This window comes from Methylosinus sporium, assembly GCF_003113265.1.
Taxonomy (GTDB): Bacteria; Pseudomonadota; Alphaproteobacteria; order Rhizobiales; family Beijerinckiaceae; genus Methylosinus; species Methylosinus sporium.
Genome location: NZ_PUIV01000045.1, coordinates 1 through 17,318 on the forward strand (window position 1 = coordinate 1; position 17,318 = coordinate 17,318).

Below are 17,318 nucleotides of genomic sequence, written 5' to 3' on the forward strand. Positions count from 1 at the left end.
GAGCCGCCCCTCCTCCCCCGCCGCCGCGAGGCGCCGGGCGCTTCGGCGTGGGCGGATGTTGATCCTATTTGAAGCCGGCGCGCAGCCGTCCTGGCCGAGACGTCGCGGGGTGGGGAGGATGTGGCATTCGATAGCCCCTCGAGGGGCAGGGGGCGCGCGCCCGGCGCGAGAGACGCCGCTACCCCTCGCCGCCCTTTCCCCCTAACCTCCCGCCATGACGGAAGAGACGATTCGCATTCTCGGCATAGACCCGGGCCTTCGCAACACGGGCTGGGGGGTCGTCGAGGCGTCGCGCGGCTCGCGGCTCTCCTTTGTCGCTTGCGGCTCGCTGCATTCGGACGGCGACGCCTCCATGGGCGAGCGGCTCGCGCAATTGCAGCGCGGCCTCGCGCGCATCATCGCGGATTATGCGCCGCATGAGGCGGCGATCGAGGAGACTTTCGTCAATCGCGATCCGCAATCGGCGTTGAAGCTCGGACAGGCGCGCGGCGTCGCTCTGGCGGCGCCGGCGCTCGCCGGGCTCGAGGTGGAGGAATATGCCGCCAATGTCGTCAAAAAGACCGTGGTCGGCAATGGCCATGCCGATAAGGCGCAGATCGGCATGATGGTGCGCGTGCTGCTGCCGCTGAGCCGGGCCGAGAGCCCCGACGCCGCCGACGCCCTGGCCGTCGCCATCTGCCACGCCCATCATCGCGCCGGCCGCATCGCCGCGCGCAAGCTCGCTGCGGGGGCGCGATGATCGGCTTTCGTTCGAGGAGCGAGCCTGAAGGCTCGCGGTCCGGCAACAATCACCCTCGCCCTCATGCTGAGGAGGTCGCGCAGCGACCGTCTCGAAGCACGAGGGCGAGATCCAGAAGGCGGCGCGTGACGCTTCCCTCGTCCTTCGAGACGCGGCCTGCGGCCGCTCCTCAGGATGAGGGAAGCTTCACCCCATCATCCGGTGGACGCATCGGATCGGCCTTCATCGCGGGGGCGAGATGATCGGCAAGCTCAAGGGAATCGTCGATTCCTATGGCGAGGATCACGTCATCATCGACGTGCATGGCGTCGGCTATGTGGTGAATTGCTCGGCGCGCACGCTGCAAAAGCTCGCGCCTGTGGGCGAGGCGGCCTCGCTCGCCATAGAGACGCAGGTGCGCGAGGACGCGATACGCCTGTTCGGCTTCTCGACGGAGGCGGAGCGCGATTGGTTCCGCCTGCTGCAGAGCGTGCAGGGGGTGGGCTCGAAAGTGGCGCTCGCCATTTTGTCCATTCTCTCGCCGGGCGAACTGGCCTCGGCCATTGCGGGGCAGGACAAGGCGATGGTGGCGCGCGCCTCCGGCGTCGGCCCCAAGCTGGCCGCGCGCATCGTCGCCGAGCTGAAGGACAAGGCCCCGGCCTTCGCCGGAATCGATCCGGTGGTGGCGCGGCTTTCCGGCGAGGAGCCGGCGGCGGCGCCCCAGGCGGCGCAGGACGCGATTTCGGCGCTGGTCAATCTCGGCTATGGGCGCCCGCAGGCGGCGGCGGCCGTCGCCAAGAGCCTCGAGGCGATGGGCGAGGGAGCGGATACGGGCGCGCTCATCCGCCGCGGGCTGAAGGAGCTGGCGGGCTGACGGGTGCGGTCACTCCCCGCTAATCATGTCCCGCGCTCGCGCTGGAGGGGCGCGGGCGCCGCTCCATTTGACACTCTCGGCCGGTTCGCGGCCTCGAGGGGTCCAAAATGTCACGAGCAGATTTGGGCGCGCGTCAGATCGGCGCGCTTTTTGTCGCCTTCTCGGCGCTCGTCTTCTTCACCATCGTCGTGCTGATGGAGCGCGCCTGCGCGGCGCCGCCCCCAGCCTATCGCATTCCGCTCTTCGTCCAATGCGGGCTCGAGGGGCTGACGCCGGAGCCGGGCGCGGAAAAGCTCGCCCTGCGCGAGACGAGGGAGGGGCGGTCGGCCGCTTTCCAGAGCTGGGCGGCCTCGGCGCGGCCGGTGACGCCCGCGCGGCTCGCCTTCGGCCCGCGGCTGGACGTTTTCCCGGCGGCGCTCTCCGCCGGGGTCGATCGCAAGGCGCGCTATTGTCCCTCGGGCGCGCGGATCTGAGCCTGGCTCAGGCCGCGACTTTGCGCTCGAGCTCGCGCAGACAGGCGACGATGGCGCCGATGGAGGCGAAATTGCGGCGGCGCAGCATATGCTCGGGGAATTGGACGCCATAGGCGTTCTCGAGCGCGAGCATGATGCGCACCGCCGCGAAGGAGGTGAGGCCGAGCTCATAGAGGTCGGAATTGACGCCGAGTTCACGCGCCGGCGCCGACAGGCGTCCATGCTCGTCGATGGCTTGCCGAACGAGGTCGATCACTTTTACGCTCCGCTCCTTTGCCGCGCCGGGGGCGGTTGCGCCCCTTCGTCGCGGACCACGATCATTCGACGACAATTCGACGCTATGATCGTGAATCCGACGCTAAGATCGCGGCGCCGGCATGAATGCGGCGTGAACCGGAGCGGCCTTTCGAATTGTAGAGGTTAGGAAATCCTTTCTTTCTCGGTAATTACTTATGGCCCATAGCGTGATCCGCCATTGCCGGGCGCGTTTCGGCCCTCTATGTTCTCCGGCATCGATTTTCGGCCGGCGACTTGCGCGCGCTTCGGAGACGGAGCCGCTGACGACCTCTCCCTGACATCGATCGACCCGGCCCCGCGCAGGCGGGCCTTCTCCTCTATGTTCGGAGAGACGAATGGCGACTGGAACGGTAAAGTGGTTCAACGCCCAAAAGGGCTATGGCTTCATTCAGCCCGACGGCGATGACAAGGACGTCTTCGTCCACATCAGCGCGGTGGAGCGCGCCGGCCTGCGCGACCTGCGCGAGGGCCAGAAGGTGAGCTTCGAGATCGCGCAGGACCGCCGCACCGGCAAGTCCTCGGCGGACCAGCTCAAGGCTCTCTGAGGCTTTCGGCGCTCTGAGGCTTTCGACAAGAGGGCCGCCGCATCGTGGCGGCCCTTTTGGTCATTTTCATCGTTCTCGCCTTTTTTGTCTCGTTCATCGTTATTGTCTCGCGGCCGGCGCCTGCGCTACAGTCGCCTCATGCGCCTCGCGCCTTCATCCCGATCTCTCGCCGCAATGCTCGCGGCTATGGTTGTCGCCGCGCCCGGCGCGCTCGCCGCAGGGGCGGAGCAGCAATTCATCGAGATTCCGGGCATAGGACGCATTCCAATTCCCTTGCCGCCCGGCGCGCGCGTGTTCTCGCCGCAGCGCCGTCCGGCGCCGCCGGTCGAGCCGGAGCCCGAGCGGGCGCCGCAATTCGCGCGCGATTCCCTCGACGATCTCATCCGCCGCCTGTCGCTCGCCGAGAGCGAGGAGGAGGAGGCCGCGCTCGCCCAGGCGATCGGCCGGCTTTGGGCGCGGTCGGGCTCGCCCACGGCCGATCTGTTGATGCGCCGCGCGCTCGCCGCCGTGAGCGTCGGCGGCGAATCTCTCGCGCTCGATCTCTTCGACCGCCTGGTCACGCTCGAGCCGCAATGGGCGGAGGCGCTGGTCGGCCGCGCCAGCGTCCGCATCGCGCTCGGCGATCTCGACGGCGCCGAGCGTGATCTCGAATCCGCCGTGCGGCTGGAGCCGCGCCGTTTCGACGCGTTCGGAACGCTCGGCGCTCTGCGGGAGCGCATCGGCGCGCCGGCGCGCGCGCTCGAGGCCTATCGCCGCGCCCGCGCGCTCGATCCGCGCCGCGAGGACTGGCGCAAGGCGGAGGAGCGCCTGCATTTCGAGGTCGAGGGCCGCGACATCTGAGCCGGCTCTGCGTTCTTTCGTCGAAACGAGGAGCGAATGAGATGGCGCCGGATGGATTTTCGCATCGCGAGACTTTGAGCGCGGAGGCGCTCGCCCAGCTCTTCACAGAGGCGCGCACCCATAATGGCTGGGTGGATCGGGACGTCCCGGACGCGCTGCTGCAGCAGGCGGTCCGGCTGGCGCTCTTCGGCCCGACCAGCGCTAATTGTCTGCCGGCGCGTTTCGTCTTCGTGCGCTCGGCGGCGGGCAAGGCGCGGCTGGCGCCGGCGCTCGCGCCCGGCAATCTCGACAAGACGCTGGCGGCGCCGGCGACGGCGATCGTCGCCCATGACATGCAATTCTACGAGCATTTGCCGCGCCTCTATCCGGCGACCGACGCGCGCGCCTGGTTCGTCGGCGACGCCCCGCTGATCGAGACGACGGCCTTTCGCAACGGCACGCTGCAAGGCGCTTACTTTCTGCTGGCGCTGCGGGCCGTGGGGCTCGACGCCGGGCCGATGAGCGGCTTCGACAATGCGAAGGTGGACGCCGAATTCTTCCCCGGCGGGACGGTCAAATCGAATTTCCTGATCAACATCGGCTATGGCGATCCGGCGAAGCTCTATCCGAGGGGGCCGCGTTTCGCTTTCGAAGAGGTCGCCTCGATCGTCTAAACTCTCAAAGACGTTCCGCCTGCAGGCCCGAGCGAATATTCGGATTTTTTACACTATAGGCGACCGGCGGCGGCAACCATGCCGTGCGGAAACTCGGCTCACGTCGCATGGGCTCGGAACCCGCTCCCGTCATCGAAAATGCGGAGCATCGAACGAAAACGGCCGCGCTCGTCGCGCGGCCGTGAAATTCCAGCGGGCGGGCCGAAAGGCCCGAAGCCTCAGCGGATCACGTAAGGCAGAAGGCCGAGGAAGCGGGCGCGCTTGATGGCCTGGGCCAATTCGCGTTGCTTCTTGGCCGAGACGGCCGTGATGCGCGAGGGCACGATCTTGCCGCGCTCGGAGATGTAGCGCGAGAGCAGACGCGTGTCCTTATAGTCGATCTTCGGGGCGTTGGCGCCGGAGAAGGGGCAGGACTTGCGGCGGCGGAAGAAGGGGCGGCGGGCTGCAGCGCTCATCAGAAAGTCTCTCCTTCGGCGCGGGGTTCGTCACGGCGCGGGCGGCGGTCGCCACGGTCGCCTCTATCGCCACGGTCGGGGCGCGGGCCGCCGGGGCCGCGGCGGTCGCCACGGTCGTCGTCGTCACGCTTGCGCAGCTGGGCGGAGGGGCCTTCCTCCAGCGCCTCGACGCGCAGAGTGAGGAAGCGCAGAACGTCCTCACTGAGGCCCTGCTGACGCTCGACCTCGGCGAGGGCCGCCGGCGGGGCGTCGATGTTGAGAAGGGTGAAATGCGCCTTGCGGTTCTTCTTGATCCGATAGGCGAGGGACTTCACGCCCCAATATTCGGTCTTGGTCACCTTGCCGCCGAGCGAGGCGATGATGCCCTTGAACTGCGTCGTCAGCGCTTCCACCTGCTGGGGCGAAACGTCCTGGCGCGCAAGATAGATATGCTCGTAGAGAGCCATTCTCTTGCCTTTCCTCATCGTCGCGAGCCCGCTCTCGGCGCAGAGCCCTTCGAGCCTTCAAAGGAAAGGCTCGATCGGGAAGTTCGAAGGCGGAGACACTGGAAGACGGGCGAACCCTGCCTGTGGCGGAGCCAAAGGCCTTCCGTTCAGCCCCCGGCCGGAAGCGTCGCGAAGCGCGCTTTATAGCGGCGTGGGCGCAGGATGCAAGGGCCGCCCCTCAGCGGCCGTCGAACCAGGCCTTCCATTGCGGGACCGCGGTCGCGAAAGTGCCGCGATGCGTCGTCGGTCCGGTGGAGACGGCCTCGACGACCTTATTGCCGGAGCCGAAAGCCTGCGCATAGGTCATCGCCATGCGGCCGACGCCTTGGGTGATCGCCTCGTCCGCCTCGCCGTAATAGTTGCGAACCGGCGATTTTATCACCCAGCGATAGGCCTGCGTCGCCGCAATGAGCCGGCCGAAGGCCGAATTGGCGAAGTAATGCGGATCGAAATAATCGGGTTTGATGAGCTTGTGCAGATCGGTCGGCACGGCGGCCGCATCGATCGGCTGGCGATCATAGGCCTTTTTGGCGATGTCGTAATGCTCCTCGGCGAAGAGCGAGCGGGCGAGGCCCGGAACGCCATAGTAGTTCTCGTAGGAAAAGGCCGACAGGATGAAGATGCTGTTCAGCCAGACGGCGTCGTTCGGCCGCGGAAAGTCGAGAAAGCCCTCCATGGCGGCGTAGAGATCCAGCGGCGCGCTGGCGGTGGCCGCACCGCGCACGGCGACGCCCGCGCTCTCGAGCTTCTCCAGAAAGGCCATGGTGACGAAGCCGCCCTGCGACCAGCCCGAGAGGAAGAGTTTGTCGCTCTTCAACTTCAAATGGTCGAGCACGCTATGGCTGGCGATCAGCAGATCGTAGCAGGCCTGCTGATGGCTGGCCTTCACCATATAGCCCTCGGGCTCCTGCGAGACGCCGAGGCCGAAATAATCGGCGCCGATCACGGCATAGCCCTGCCCGGCGAATTGCGCGATCATAAGCTGCGTCTCGGGCGACTCCTCGGCGAAGGAGGGAACCTCGTGGCGCCCATAGATGGTGCCATGCTGATAGGAGACCATCGGAAACGAGGTCTCCTTCGTGTCCGGCACGGCGAGCAGGCCGGAGGCGACGGTCGGGGCGTTGCCCTTCTCCGGTATGACGGAGGAATAAGTGATTCTGTAGAGCCTCACGCCATTGCGCGCCGGCGTGTAGTCCACTTTGACGCCCGCGAATTTCGGCGTGTCGGTCTCCAATATCTGGTTCAGCCGATGTGCGTCCCAGCGCGCCACGAGCTCGTATTTCACGCCGGAAGTGACTTCGACCGGCGCATTTCGCGAGGCGGGCGCCGCCTGCGCGGCGGCGCCGAAGAGCAGCGCCGAGACGAGGATCAACGCGCGAAGAGTGATCGGCATGAGGGAGCCTTTTCGGTTTCGGGGGTAAGCAGGTCGTCGGCGCGCCGAGGCGCAAACGACGTATAGACCGCAATATTTTCCAAATCGCATCCGTCGCCGGAAACGCGCCGTCGGCCTCGCCATCCCATTTCGGCCGCATTTGCTCCCGAGAAACGACGCGGGCGTAAACGGAACGGAGAGCAATGGGCATGATCTCGACCTGGGCGCGCTGCGCGGGAGCTATCGCATTCGGCCTCGTCCTCGCGGGAGAGGCGCAGGCGGCCAATTTCCTTGATCGCGGCCCGGTCGCGGATTTCGTCAATAATTTCCGCCTGCAGTCGATCCCGAGCCAGGAGGTGGCGTGGAGCCATCCGCAATATAAGAAGGGCACGATCGTCGTCTCCACCAAAGAGCGGCGGCTCTACTATGTGCTCGGCCCCACGCGCGCGATCGAATATGGCGTCGGCGTCGGCCGCGAGGGCTTCACTTGGTCCGGCGTGAAGACGATTACCGCCAAGAAGGAATGGCCCGATTGGCGCCCGCCCGCCGCCATGCTGAAGCGCCGACCCGACCTGCCCCGCCATATGGAGGGCGGCCAGGACAATCCGCTCGGCGCGAGAGCGCTCTATCTCGGCTCCAGCGAATATCGCATCCATGGCTCCAATGAGGGCGACACCATCGGCGAGGCCGTCTCCTCCGGCTGCATCCGCATGACCAATCGCGACGTCGCCGATCTCTATGACCGGGTGAAGGTCGGAACCCGCGTGGTCGTGCTGAAATGACAGGGGCGCCCTTCTCGAGCTATTAACCCGCGCAGCCCTAGTGTGGCGGCGGCGGCGGAGTTTCGAGGAACAGGATCATGCGCAAGCTCTGCATTCTGGCGGGTCTAGTCGCCGCCTATGCGCTGCTCGCGGGTTGCGACAAATGCACCCACGAGCTGCAGGACATACGCCTGCCCCTGCCGCCGCAGGCCTGCGCGCGCTGAACGCTTTTTCTGCGGGTCCCTTTGCTCTATAGAGCGCCCTGACGCGGATCGAGGACGGTGAGCGCAGATGGCGGCTGGCCATTTCGTCGAGATGAAGAAGCGCGGCGAGAAATTCGTCGTGCTGACCGCCTATGACGCGCCGACCGCCCGGCTCGAGGCGGAGGCCGGCGTCGATATCATCATGGTCGGCGACAGCGTCGGCACCAATGTGCTGGGCTACGCCAGCGAGCGCGAGGTGACGCTGGACGATATGGCGCATCACATCGCCGCCGTGCGCCGCGGCGCGCCGGGCGTCTATCTCATCGGCGACCTCCCCTACGCCACCTATGACAGCGAGGCGCAAGCTCTCGCCAGCGCGGCGCGGCTCGCGCAGGCCGGCGCCGATTGCGTGAAATTCGAAGGCGCGCAGCCTGACATCGTGCGCGCTCTGAAGCGCGAGGGCTATGAGGTGTGCTGCCACATCGGCCTCGAGTCGCAGCATCAAGAGGGTAAGCGCCGCCAGGGCAAGACCGCCGAAGCGGCGGCCAAGCTCCTCGCCGACGCGCTGGCGCTGGACGCGGCGGGCGCTGATTTCCTTGTCCTCGAGCTCATCCCGCGCGAGCTTGCGGCGAAGATCACAGAGCGTCTGCGCGCGCCGACGATCGGCATCGGCGCCGGCGCCGATTGCGACGCGCAAGTGCTGGTCGTGCATGATCTCGCTGCATTGGGAACGCGCGACTTCAAGCATAATCGCCGCTATGTGGAGCTGGGCGCGGCGCTGCGCGCGGCCGTCGCCGCTTATGCGCGCGATGTGCGCGAGGGGCGCTTTCCCGCCGAGGAGAATGGCTTCTCGCTGGAGGCGGCGGAACTCGCGGCTCTGGAAAAGATCATCGCATGAGCGCGTCTCGCATCGGGCTTCTGCTCGTCAATCTCGGCACGCCGCAGGGCGCCGATTATTGGTCGGTGCGGCGCTATTTACGCGAGTTTCTGTCGGATCGGCGCGTCGTCGATCTGCCGCCCGTGCTGTGGCGTCCCATTCTCGAGAGTTTCGTGCTCACCTTTCGGCCACGCCGCTCCGCGCGCGCCTATCGCTCCGTCTGGAACGAAGAGCGCGACGAAGGTCCGCTGAAGACCATCACGCGCGCGCAGGCGGAAAAGCTCGGCGCTCGCTTTGCCGAGCGAAACGTCATCGTCGATTTCGCCATGCGCTACGCCGGGCCGTCCATCGGCGAGAAGATCGACGCGCTGCGCGCAAATGGCTGCGAGCGCATCCTGATGTTTCCGCTCTATCCGCAATATGCGGCCTCGACGACCGCCTCCGTCGTGGACGAGGCCGCCCGCGCGCTGGCGCTGCTGCGCGAGCAGCCGACATTGCGCATCGTCCCGCCCTTCTATGACGATCCCGCCTATATAGAAGCGCTCGCCGCCTCGACGCGCGCGCAGCTCGCTGCACTCGATTTCGAGCCGGAAATTCTGGTCGCCTCTTTCCACGGCCTGCCGCAGGCGCAGATCGACCGGGGCGATCCCTATCGCCGCCATTGCGAGGCGACGCTCGACGCTTTGCGTTCCGCGCTCGGCATGTCGCCGGAGCGTCTGCGTCTCGCCTTTCAATCGCGCTTCGGCCGCACGCAATGGACCGGCCCCTATACGGCGAATGTGCTGCAGGAGCTGGCGCAGAGCGGCGTGAAACGCGTCGCCGTGCTGACGCCGGGCTTCGTCTCCGACTGTCTGGAAACGCTCGAGGAAATCGGCGTCGAGCTGCGTCATTCCTATCTCGCCGAAGGCGGCGAAAATTTCGCGCGGCTCGATTGCCTCAATGACAGCGAGGACGGCCTGCGCGCGCTGGAGACGATCGCGCGACGGGAGCTGTCGGGCTGGCTGTGACGCGCCTCGGGCGCGTCGAAAGCGCGGCCGCCGCAGGGTTATCGGTGAACGAGACGCGCGTCCAACCCCACCCCGGACCGCTTCGCGGTCCGACCTCCCCCCTGCTTCTGTCGTTCACCCGGACCGCCGCTATTCCTGCGGAGCGCGGGCGGTGATCGTCAGGGCGTGAACGCGGGTCGCCAGTTCCTCGGCGAGCAGCGTGTTGACGATGCGATGGCGCTCCACGAGCTTCTTGCCGGCGAATGCCTCGCTCACCACCTCGACCCGGAAATGGCTTTCGCCATCTTGATGATGGCCGCCATGCCCGGCGTGCTTGTCGGACTCGTCGATCACCTTCAAGGCGAGGGGCGCGAGCCCTTCGGTCAGCTTCGAACGGATGCGGGCCTGGACGGCGCCGATATTGCCTTGCTCGGCCATGTATGGACTCCTTCTCGTCGCCGAGGCCCAAGCAAAATTCCCGCCGAGTGAAATTGGCGACGGGTTCCGCTTGCAGCCTGCGTCCAGTCTACCATAATGCAGCGCCATGGATTTGAATTCGCCCCTCTTCGATCGCATACGCGTCAAGCCCGAGCAGAGGCAGGAGCGCCGCGAGACTCGTTTTCGCTGCGACGCCCCCGGCTGCGAGGCGGCGGGGGAATATCGCGCGCCCATGGGCCGGCTGCGCGAGGGGCAATATTTCTGCTTCTGCCTGGAGCACGTGCGGGAATATAACAATTCCTACAATTACTTCAACGGAATGAGCGACGAGGCCGTCGCCCGCTATCTGAAGGACGACGCCACCACCGGCCATCGCCCCACCTGGTCCATGGGCGTGAAGCGCGGACAGGCCTCCTTCCGCGAGGACCCGCTGCGGCCCGAGAATTTTGCCGATCCTATGGGCCTCTACCGGCAGAGGGCGCATCGCGCCCGGCCGCAGGCGGAGGCGAGCCCGCGCTATTCGGCAGTGACGATCAAGGCGCTGAATGCTCTCGGTCTCGATGAGACCGCCGGTGCGGAGGCGATAAAGACGCGCTATAAGGAGCTCGTCAAACGTCACCATCCCGACGCCAATGGCGGAGATCGCTCCTGCGAGGAAAGACTGCGGGAGATCATTCACGCATATAAGACGTTGCGGGCCGCCAAGCTCGTTTGAACAAGCGTTTGACCAGGCCTTGCCGGCGCGAATGTCGCGAGCGCGCGTCGGCGAAACGGAGGATCAATGTCAACCCCAAGCGACAAAGCGGCCGGGTCCGCGCCCCTGCCGGACCTAAAAGTTTCCGTGCGCCAGCTGTTCGGCATCGACTCCGATCTCGAGGTTCCCGCCTATTCCGAGCGGACCGAGCATGTCCCGGACAAGGACCCCGACTATCTCTTCGACCGCGAGACGACGCTCGCCATTCTTGCCGGTTTCGCCCGCAACCGCCGCGTGATGGTCACGGGCTATCACGGCACCGGCAAATCGACGCATATCGAGCAGGTGGCGGCGCGGCTCAACTGGCCCTGCGTGCGCGTCAATCTCGACAGCCATGTCTCGCGCATCGATCTCGTCGGCAAGGACGCGATCGTGCTGAAGGACGGCAAGCAAGTGACGGAGTTCCGCGACGGCATTCTGCCCTGGGCGCTCCAGCACAATATCGCGCTCTGCTTCGACGAATATGACGCTGGCCGCCCGGATGTGATGTTCGTCATTCAGCGCGTGCTGGAAGTCTCCGGCCGGCTGACGCTGCTCGATCAGAACCGCGTCATTCGTCCGCATCCCGCCTTCCGCCTCTTCGCCACCGCCAACACGGTCGGCCTCGGCGACACATCCGGCCTCTATCACGGCACGCAGCAGATCAATCAGGGCCAGATGGACCGCTGGTCCATCGTCTCGACGCTCAATTATCTGCCGCATGACGCGGAGACCAATATTGTGCTCGCCAAGGTGAAGAGCTTCAATGCGACCAAGGAAGGCCGCGACGCCATCAATAAGATGGTGCGCGTCGCCGACCTCTCACGCAACGCCTTCATGTCCGGCGATCTCTCCACCGTGATGAGCCCGCGCACGGTGATCACCTGGGCGGAGAATTCCGAGATATTCGGCGATGTCGGCTTCGCCTTCCGGCTCACCTTCCTGAACAAATGCGACGAGCTCGAGCGCCCGCTGGTCGCAGAGTTCTACCAGCGCTGCTTCGGCAAGGAATTGCCCGAGAGCGCGGTGAATGTGGTGATGTCCTGAACAGCGCTTTTCCGTAGCGACGAAGCAATCCAGGGCCGCCCCACGGCCCTGGATTGCTTCGCTTCGCTCGCAATGACGAAAAAAGCATCGCGCCTGATCGCAGTCAGCGCTTCTTTCCATCCCGCGCCAGCAAATCCGGCCGCCGCGCGCGCGTCAGCTCGAGGGCGCGCTCATGGCGCCAGCGTGCGATCTTGGCGTGATCGCCGCAGAGCAGAATGTCGGGAATGGCGCGGCCCTCGAAATCGCGCGGCCGCGTATATTGCGGATATTCGAGAAGACCGCTCTCGAAGCTCTCCTCCTCGCCCGAGGCCTCCCCTCCCATAATGCCGGGAAGCAGCCGCACGCAGGCGTCGAGCAACGCCATCGCCGCGATCTCGCCGCCCGACAGCACATAATCGCCGATCGAAACCTCCTCGAGCGCACGCGCCGCGATGATGCGCTCGTCGACGCCCTCGAACCGCCCGCACAAAATGACGACGCCCTCGCCGGCGACGAATTCCCGCACGCGCTTTTGCGTGAGCGGCGCGCCGCGCGGGCTCATCAACAGGCGCGGCCGCGCGTCATCCGCCGGCGCGGCGGCGTCGATCGCGGCGGCGAGAACATCGGCGCGCATCACCATGCCGGGACCGCCGCCGGCGGGCGTGTCGTCGACGGCGCGATGGCGACCGAGGCCATGCTCGCGAATATTGCGCGCCTCCAGCGACCAGAGGCCCTGCGCGAGCCCTTCGCCCGCGAGCGACAAGCCCAGCGGGCCGGGAAACATTTCCGGAAACAGGGTGAGAATGGTCGCGCGCCACATGCGGCGGTTATGACACGAGGACGGAGAGCGGAAAAGGCGGCGCGCTTTCGCTTTCGGCTCATGCGCGCTAGGCTGACGAAGTCGCATCGCGACGCCGACGGGATCTTTTCGAAATGAATTTCTTGCAGATCGTCGTGCGCGGAAAGGTCTGGAGATATCCCGGCAAGGGCGGCTGGTTCTTCGTGTCCCTGAGCGAAACGGATTCGCGCGCCCTGAAGGACGAGAGGCGCATCGATCGCACCGGCTATGGCTATGTGCCCGTCACCGCCTCGCTGGGCTCGACCGTCTGGAGCACGACATTGTTCCCCTCCAAGGACGGCCCCTATCTGCTCGCGATCAAAGCAGATGTCCGCACGAAAGAGCGCGTCTCAATCGGCGAGGAGGTCATCGTCGAATGCCGCGTCGCGCTCTCGAAACGAGAGCAGGACATCCCCTGAGCGCGGCGAAGCGAGTCCGACCGAACCGCTCGGGCTCTGCAGAGCCATTGTCGCCGGGACCGGCCGCGGCCCAGCCAGATTAGGTACGATTACGCATTCTTTGGCTTTTTAACTGTCCATTCAGGAAGATCGCAGCAGCCTTTTAGCGTTTTCTTCTCACTTTTTGGAGCACGGTCATGTGGCGACTTTTCAATGTTCTAAGCATGCTGTCCGTCGTGATTCTGCTGGGCCTGCACGGCGGACAGGCGCGATCCTCGCCGGAACAGCCGCAGTCGGACCGCGACCGCATGGAATGCGCCACGCTCGATCATGGCGCTTTCGGCGTCTCCGCCAGATCCCTGCACGGCGCCTTCTCGACCTGGACTCCTCCGGCCGAGATCGAGACCAGAGCCATCGCCGCCGCGGGCGCTCGTCTCTGGAAGCCTCCCGGAGAAATCGCCTCGGCGCGCCCCCTCGAGACGCCTGATTTCGTCGCGACTTTGGAACGCGCCTCGAGCTGGGCTCCTCCCGCCGAGATCGCCGCGAAAAACATCCGACCCGCTTCCGCCGAGCGCCCTCTCGTCTGGCTGCCTCCGGCCGAGATCGCCGCCGATCGCCGCAATGTCGCGGCCGCCCTCCCCGCCTCGGCGGAAGCGCCTGCCGCGAAATGGGCGCGGCCGAGGGAGACCGCAGCCGAGGCTCCGGTCATCGAGCACAGATCCGCATTCGCCGGCACGCGTGACTGGTCGCCGCCGAAGGAGATCGCCCCCATGAAAACGGCCGACGATCACGTGGCCACGGGGCTCGTCGCCCCCCGCGCTTCGGCGCCAAATCGTCCCCGCTCGAATTGGGCGCTCCCGGTCGAGATCGCCCAGCGCCTGCCGACGCCGCGCGGCTCCGCGGTCGCGCGGAGCGCCCTGGTCTGGCTGCCGCCGGAGGAGATCGCGACGCCCAGGATCGCACTGAAGTGAGATTCAACGCTGGCGGCCGTTTCTCGCACAGCCGCGCCTACCGAGCCTCGTCTTCGGATGCGTCTTCGTCATAGGTCGGCGGCTCCGCGACAATGCGGCCGCCCGCCACATCGACGATGGGAACCACCGCCTTGGTGAAAGGCAGCAGCAGCGACTCGCCGCCGTCCGGCGGGCGCACTTCCAACAGATCGCCCGCGCCGAAATTGCGCACGGCGATCACCACGCCGAGCGTCTCGCCGGTAGGGGTTTCCGCGCGCAGACCTTCGAGATCGGCGAGATAGAATTCGTCTTCATCTGGCGCTGGCAGCGCCTCGCGCGGCAGATAGAGCTCGACGCCGGTCAGGGCCGCGGCGGCGTCGCGGTCGGCGACGCCCTCGAGGCGCGCGACGAACATGTCCTTGGCGACGGGCCGCAGCGCCGAGATGACGAAGCGGCGCCTGCCGCTCGCGTCGAACAGTGGGCCGTACGTCGCAATCGCCGAAGGATCGGCGGTGAAGCTCTGCAGGCGGATTTCGCCGCGCACGCCATGCGCGGCGCCGAGCCGGCCGAGGAGAACGGCGTTTTTCATGCGCGACCGAAAGCGAGCCGGAAGACTCGCGTTCCGAAGCGTTGCGAAAGCGGCGAAGCGCTCCAGAGGCCGCCGCGCGGCCCAGGGTCGCTTCGCTTCGCTCGCGAGGACGGCGTCATCAGGCCGAGGCGGCCTCGGCGGCGGCGGCCGCAGCGGCGGCGCGCTCCTGCGCCTTCTTCTTCGGCTGGGCCTTCTGCGGATTGCTGCGCGTCTCGCGCTTGCCGACGCCGACGCTCTCGAGCAGACGGGCGACGCGATCGGTCGCCTGCGCGCCCTTGGCGATCCACTCCTTCGCCTTCTCGGCGTCGAGCACGAGACGATCGGCGGCGTCCTTCGGCTTCAACGGATCGAAAGTGCCGAGACGCTCGATGAAACGGCCGTCGCGGGGCGAGCGCGAATCGGCGACGACGACGCGATAGAAGGGACGCTTCTTGGCGCCGCCGCGGGAGAGTCTGATCTTCAGGGACATTTCATTTTCCTTTTTCGCGAGTGGTCGGATGCGAGCAGCGAGCGGCGTCGTTCACGACGCGCCGCTCATCGCGCGCTGTTTCATTTCTTCTTCCCGAACGGATTGAGCCCGCTCAGGAAACCTCCGCCGCCGCCGAGCCCGGGCAGGGTCGGCTTGGCGGAGAATGCGGAAGCCGGCGGCGCAGCGGGAATGCTGGGTCCGGCGCCGGGCGGCAGGGCGCCGCCCATTTTCTTCTGCAATTGCGCGAGCTGCTCGGGCGAAGGCGCCTGCATCCCGCCCATGCCCATCATCTGCGCGGCCTTGGCCATCATGCCGCCGCCCTTGCCGCCGCCCATGGCCTTCATCATGTCGGCCATCTGGCGGTGCTGTTTCAGCAGCTTGTTGATCTCCTCCACCTTCGCGCCGGAGCCCGCCGCGATGCGGCGCTTGCGCGAGGCTTTGAGAATGTCGGGATTGCGCCGCTCCTTGGGCGTCATCGACAGAATGATCGCGCGCTGGCGCTTGAACATTTTGTCGTCGATGTTGGCGGAGGCGATCTGCTCCTTCATCTTGGCGACGCCGGGCAGCAAGCCCATTATGCCGCCGAAGCCGCCGACCTTCTCCATCATGGCGAGCTGATCGGCCAAATCCTGCAGATCGAACTTGCCTTTCGCCATGCGCTCGGCGGCGCGCTGCGCTTGCTCCTGATCGACCGCGGCGGCGGCTTTCTCCACCAGCGCGACAATGTCGCCCATGCCGAGAATGCGATTGGCGATGCGCTGCGGCGAGAATTCGTCGAGCGCATCCATCTTCTCGCCGGTGGCGATCAGCTTGATCGGCTTGCCGGTGACGGCGCGCATGGAGAGCGCCGCGCCGCCGCGGCCATCGCCGTCGACGCGCGTCAGCACAATGCCGGTGAGCCCGACGCGATCGTCGAAATTCTTAGCGAGATTGACCGCGTCCTGACCGGTCAGCGCATCGACGACGAGCAATATCTCATGCGGCTTGGAGACGGCCTTGATCTGCGCCATCTCCTCCATCAGCGGCTCGTCTATGTGCGTGCGGCCCGCCGTGTCGAGCAGCACCACATCATAGCCTTCGCGCCGCGCCGTCTCCTCGGCGCGCTTGGCGATCTTCACCGGGTCCTGGCCCGGCACGATCGACAGAGTGTCGACCTCCACCTGCCGGCCGAGAATGGCGAGCTGCTCCTGGGCGGCCGGGCGCTTGACGTCCAGCGAGGCCATCAGCACGCGCTTGCCGTGGCGCTCTTTCAGGCGCTTGGCGATCTTGGCGGCGGTGGTCGTCTTGCCGGCGCCCTGCAGGCCGACCAGCATGATGGCGACGGGCGGCGCGGCGTCGAGGTCGATCGGCTGCGCGGTGGAGCCCAGAGTCTCGACCAGCACGTCATTGACGATCTTGACGACCATCTGGCCGGGCGAGACCGACTTCACCACATTGGCGCCGACGGCCTTGGCCTGCACGCTGTCGGTGAATGTGCGCACGACATCGAGCGCGACATCCGCCTCGAGCAGAGCGCGGCGCACCTCGCGCAGAGCCTCGGCGACATCGGCCTCCGAAAGGGCGCCGCGCCGCGTGAGCTTGTCGAATATGCCGGAGAGCTTGTCGGAAAGGCCCTCGAACATGCGGTTCTCCCAGGGAGCGAGTAGCGAATAGGAAGTAGCGAGTAGAGCCGAAGCTCGATCTCTTCGCTACTGCCTATTCGCCACGCGCCCGTCCAAAGCAAAGCGCGCCCGGGGGCGCTCAGCGCTGCCGGACGTTGGCCCCACGCCTCTTGGGCGAATGGGCGGATCATAGGTCATCTCTGACGAGATTGGCGCGTTTTTAGGCGCTGGGGACCGGGAAGTCAACGCGGCGTGTGGCGGGCGATCGGGTGAAGGACAACAATCCTCCCCCTCATGCCGAGGAGGCTCCGCAGGAGCCGTCTTAAAAGCACGAGGGGGAGTTCCAGATGACCGCGCATGAAGGTTTCCTCGTCCTTCGAGACGCCGCTTCGCGGCTCCCCAGGATGAGGAAACCTTCACTCGATCGCCCTGGCGATAGGATTATCATCCGCCCGCGCCGAAGCGCCCGGCGCCTCGCGGCGGCGGGGGAGGAAGGGCGGTTCGGGACGCTCCGGCCCCTTTCGGCCGCAGCGCGAAGAGATATTCGTCGGTTCCGGAGCGTCCCGAAACGCGGCTTTGCCTTCTCGTCGACGTCCCGAGGCGCATTCAGACCCGCGAATCCTGGGCTTTCGCATTCAAGATCCGATCGCTTCCGAAGGCTTGGGCTCACGGAACGGCTCTCGCTCTTCCCTGTGGACGGGAGAGAAACACCGGTCCGGCGACGCGCCGCCTGTCCA

Annotated in this window: 23 protein-coding genes; 14 read left to right on the forward strand and 9 right to left on the reverse strand. The window is 66.4% G+C overall.

The features are described 5' to 3' along the window. Positions 1–214: 214 nt before the first annotated feature. The 3 genes from ruvC to C5689_RS17590 all read left to right on the forward strand — a co-directional run bounded on the left by ruvC (position 215) and on the right by C5689_RS17590 (position 2,065). Complete coding sequence (ruvC, locus tag C5689_RS17575) at positions 215–739, forward strand: crossover junction endodeoxyribonuclease RuvC (RefSeq protein ID WP_108918540.1); 525 nt, start codon at positions 215–217, stop codon at positions 737–739. Positions 740–977: 238 nt separating this feature from the next. After that, a complete protein-coding gene (gene ruvA / locus C5689_RS17585) occupies positions 978–1,592 on the forward strand; it encodes a Holliday junction branch migration protein RuvA (protein ID WP_108918541.1) in 615 nt (204 codons plus the stop codon). Between the two features lie 107 nt (positions 1,593–1,699). Next, positions 1,700–2,065 (forward strand): hypothetical protein, encoded by a 366-nt coding sequence (locus tag C5689_RS17590; protein WP_146188420.1) that lies wholly within the window; start codon positions 1,700–1,702, stop codon positions 2,063–2,065. Positions 2,066–2,072: 7 nt separating this feature from the next. Here the strand turns inward: C5689_RS17590 and C5689_RS17595 are convergent, their stop codons facing one another. Further along, on the reverse strand, positions 2,073–2,321 hold the full coding sequence (locus C5689_RS17595; protein ID WP_108918543.1) for an acyl carrier protein: 249 nt from the start codon (positions 2,319–2,321) through the stop codon (positions 2,073–2,075). A 376-nt stretch (positions 2,322–2,697) separates the two neighbouring features. On the opposite strand from C5689_RS17595, the gene C5689_RS17600 reads away from it, so the two are divergent. From C5689_RS17600 to C5689_RS17610, 3 genes are all read left to right on the forward strand, one after another. Next, positions 2,698–2,907 carry a cold-shock protein gene (locus C5689_RS17600; RefSeq protein ID WP_018264633.1) on the forward strand — a complete coding sequence of 70 codons (210 nt, stop codon included), beginning with the start codon at positions 2,698–2,700 and terminating at the stop codon, positions 2,905–2,907. A gap of 174 nt (positions 2,908–3,081) precedes the next feature. Beyond that, on the forward strand, positions 3,082–3,747 hold the full coding sequence (locus tag C5689_RS17605) for a tetratricopeptide repeat protein (protein WP_244594780.1): 666 nt from the start codon (positions 3,082–3,084) through the stop codon (positions 3,745–3,747). Between the two features lie 41 nt (positions 3,748–3,788). Continuing rightward, positions 3,789–4,400: a malonic semialdehyde reductase gene (locus C5689_RS17610; RefSeq protein WP_108918545.1), complete on the forward strand. Its 612-nt coding sequence runs from the start codon at positions 3,789–3,791 to the stop codon at positions 4,398–4,400. A gap of 218 nt (positions 4,401–4,618) precedes the next feature. Here the strand turns inward: C5689_RS17610 and rpsR are convergent, their stop codons facing one another. From rpsR to C5689_RS17625, 3 genes are all read right to left on the reverse strand, one after another. Further along, complete coding sequence (gene rpsR, locus C5689_RS17615) at positions 4,619–4,855, reverse strand: 30S ribosomal protein S18 (protein ID WP_018266677.1); 237 nt, start codon at positions 4,853–4,855, stop codon at positions 4,619–4,621. Further along, the gene (gene rpsF / locus C5689_RS17620; RefSeq protein WP_108918546.1) at positions 4,855–5,301 is read right to left on the reverse strand and encodes a 30S ribosomal protein S6; all 447 of its coding nucleotides are present in this window, start codon (positions 5,299–5,301) and stop codon (positions 4,855–4,857) included. Before rpsF ends, rpsR begins: the two co-directional genes overlap by 1 nt. Positions 5,302–5,518: 217 nt before the next feature. After that, positions 5,519–6,733, reverse strand: coding sequence for an alpha/beta hydrolase family protein (locus tag C5689_RS17625; RefSeq protein ID WP_108918547.1), 1,215 nt, complete (start codon positions 6,731–6,733; stop codon positions 5,519–5,521). A 182-nt stretch (positions 6,734–6,915) separates the two neighbouring features. Between C5689_RS17625 and C5689_RS17630 the strand changes: the two genes are divergently transcribed. From C5689_RS17630 to hemH, 4 genes are all read left to right on the forward strand, one after another. Continuing rightward, positions 6,916–7,494, forward strand: coding sequence for a L,D-transpeptidase (locus tag C5689_RS17630; protein ID WP_174800223.1), 579 nt, complete (start codon positions 6,916–6,918; stop codon positions 7,492–7,494). A gap of 77 nt (positions 7,495–7,571) precedes the next feature. Next, positions 7,572–7,697: a hypothetical protein gene (locus C5689_RS18985; RefSeq protein ID WP_018266681.1), complete on the forward strand. Its 126-nt coding sequence runs from the start codon at positions 7,572–7,574 to the stop codon at positions 7,695–7,697. Between the two features lie 67 nt (positions 7,698–7,764). Further along, the gene (gene panB, locus C5689_RS17635) at positions 7,765–8,574 is read left to right on the forward strand and encodes a 3-methyl-2-oxobutanoate hydroxymethyltransferase (RefSeq protein ID WP_108918548.1); all 810 of its coding nucleotides are present in this window, start codon (positions 7,765–7,767) and stop codon (positions 8,572–8,574) included. Then, positions 8,571–9,560, forward strand: a complete 990-nt coding sequence (gene hemH, locus C5689_RS17640) for a ferrochelatase (protein WP_108918549.1) — start codon at positions 8,571–8,573, stop codon at positions 9,558–9,560. The genes panB and hemH overlap by 4 nt, the downstream gene beginning before the upstream one ends. Positions 9,561–9,689: 129 nt before the next feature. Here the strand turns inward: hemH and C5689_RS17645 are convergent, their stop codons facing one another. Beyond that, the gene (locus tag C5689_RS17645; protein WP_108918550.1) at positions 9,690–9,977 is read right to left on the reverse strand and encodes a BolA family protein; all 288 of its coding nucleotides are present in this window, start codon (positions 9,975–9,977) and stop codon (positions 9,690–9,692) included. A 106-nt stretch (positions 9,978–10,083) separates the two neighbouring features. On the opposite strand from C5689_RS17645, the gene C5689_RS17650 reads away from it, so the two are divergent. Continuing rightward, positions 10,084–10,692: a J domain-containing protein gene (locus C5689_RS17650; protein WP_108918551.1), complete on the forward strand. Its 609-nt coding sequence runs from the start codon at positions 10,084–10,086 to the stop codon at positions 10,690–10,692. Between the two features lie 66 nt (positions 10,693–10,758). Continuing rightward, positions 10,759–11,757: a cobaltochelatase subunit CobS gene (gene cobS, locus C5689_RS17655; protein WP_018267775.1), complete on the forward strand. Its 999-nt coding sequence runs from the start codon at positions 10,759–10,761 to the stop codon at positions 11,755–11,757. A 103-nt stretch (positions 11,758–11,860) separates the two neighbouring features. Here cobS and trmD read toward each other — a convergent pair whose 3' ends face one another. Then, entirely contained in the window at positions 11,861–12,556 is a 696-nt protein-coding gene (gene trmD / locus C5689_RS17660) for a tRNA (guanosine(37)-N1)-methyltransferase TrmD (RefSeq protein ID WP_108918552.1), read from the reverse strand. Between the two features lie 113 nt (positions 12,557–12,669). On the opposite strand from trmD, the gene C5689_RS17665 reads away from it, so the two are divergent. Together C5689_RS17665 and C5689_RS17670 are read left to right on the forward strand one after the other, a co-directional pair. Then, positions 12,670–12,993 (forward strand): DUF1905 domain-containing protein, encoded by a 324-nt coding sequence (locus tag C5689_RS17665; RefSeq protein WP_108918553.1) that lies wholly within the window; start codon positions 12,670–12,672, stop codon positions 12,991–12,993. 176 nt (positions 12,994–13,169) lie between these two features. Further along, positions 13,170–13,943 carry a hypothetical protein gene (locus C5689_RS17670; protein ID WP_146188421.1) on the forward strand — a complete coding sequence of 258 codons (774 nt, stop codon included), beginning with the start codon at positions 13,170–13,172 and terminating at the stop codon, positions 13,941–13,943. Positions 13,944–13,980: 37 nt separating this feature from the next. Here the strand turns inward: C5689_RS17670 and rimM are convergent, their stop codons facing one another. The 3 genes from rimM to ffh all read right to left on the reverse strand — a co-directional run bounded on the left by rimM (position 13,981) and on the right by ffh (position 16,602). After that, positions 13,981–14,511, reverse strand: coding sequence for a ribosome maturation factor RimM (gene rimM / locus C5689_RS17675; RefSeq protein ID WP_108918555.1), 531 nt, complete (start codon positions 14,509–14,511; stop codon positions 13,981–13,983). Between the two features lie 118 nt (positions 14,512–14,629). Continuing rightward, on the reverse strand, positions 14,630–14,980 hold the full coding sequence (gene rpsP / locus C5689_RS17680; protein ID WP_108918556.1) for a 30S ribosomal protein S16: 351 nt from the start codon (positions 14,978–14,980) through the stop codon (positions 14,630–14,632). Positions 14,981–15,060: 80 nt separating this feature from the next. Continuing rightward, positions 15,061–16,602, reverse strand: coding sequence for a signal recognition particle protein (ffh, locus tag C5689_RS17685; RefSeq protein WP_108918557.1), 1,542 nt, complete (start codon positions 16,600–16,602; stop codon positions 15,061–15,063). Between the last annotated feature and the right edge of the window lie 716 nt (positions 16,603–17,318).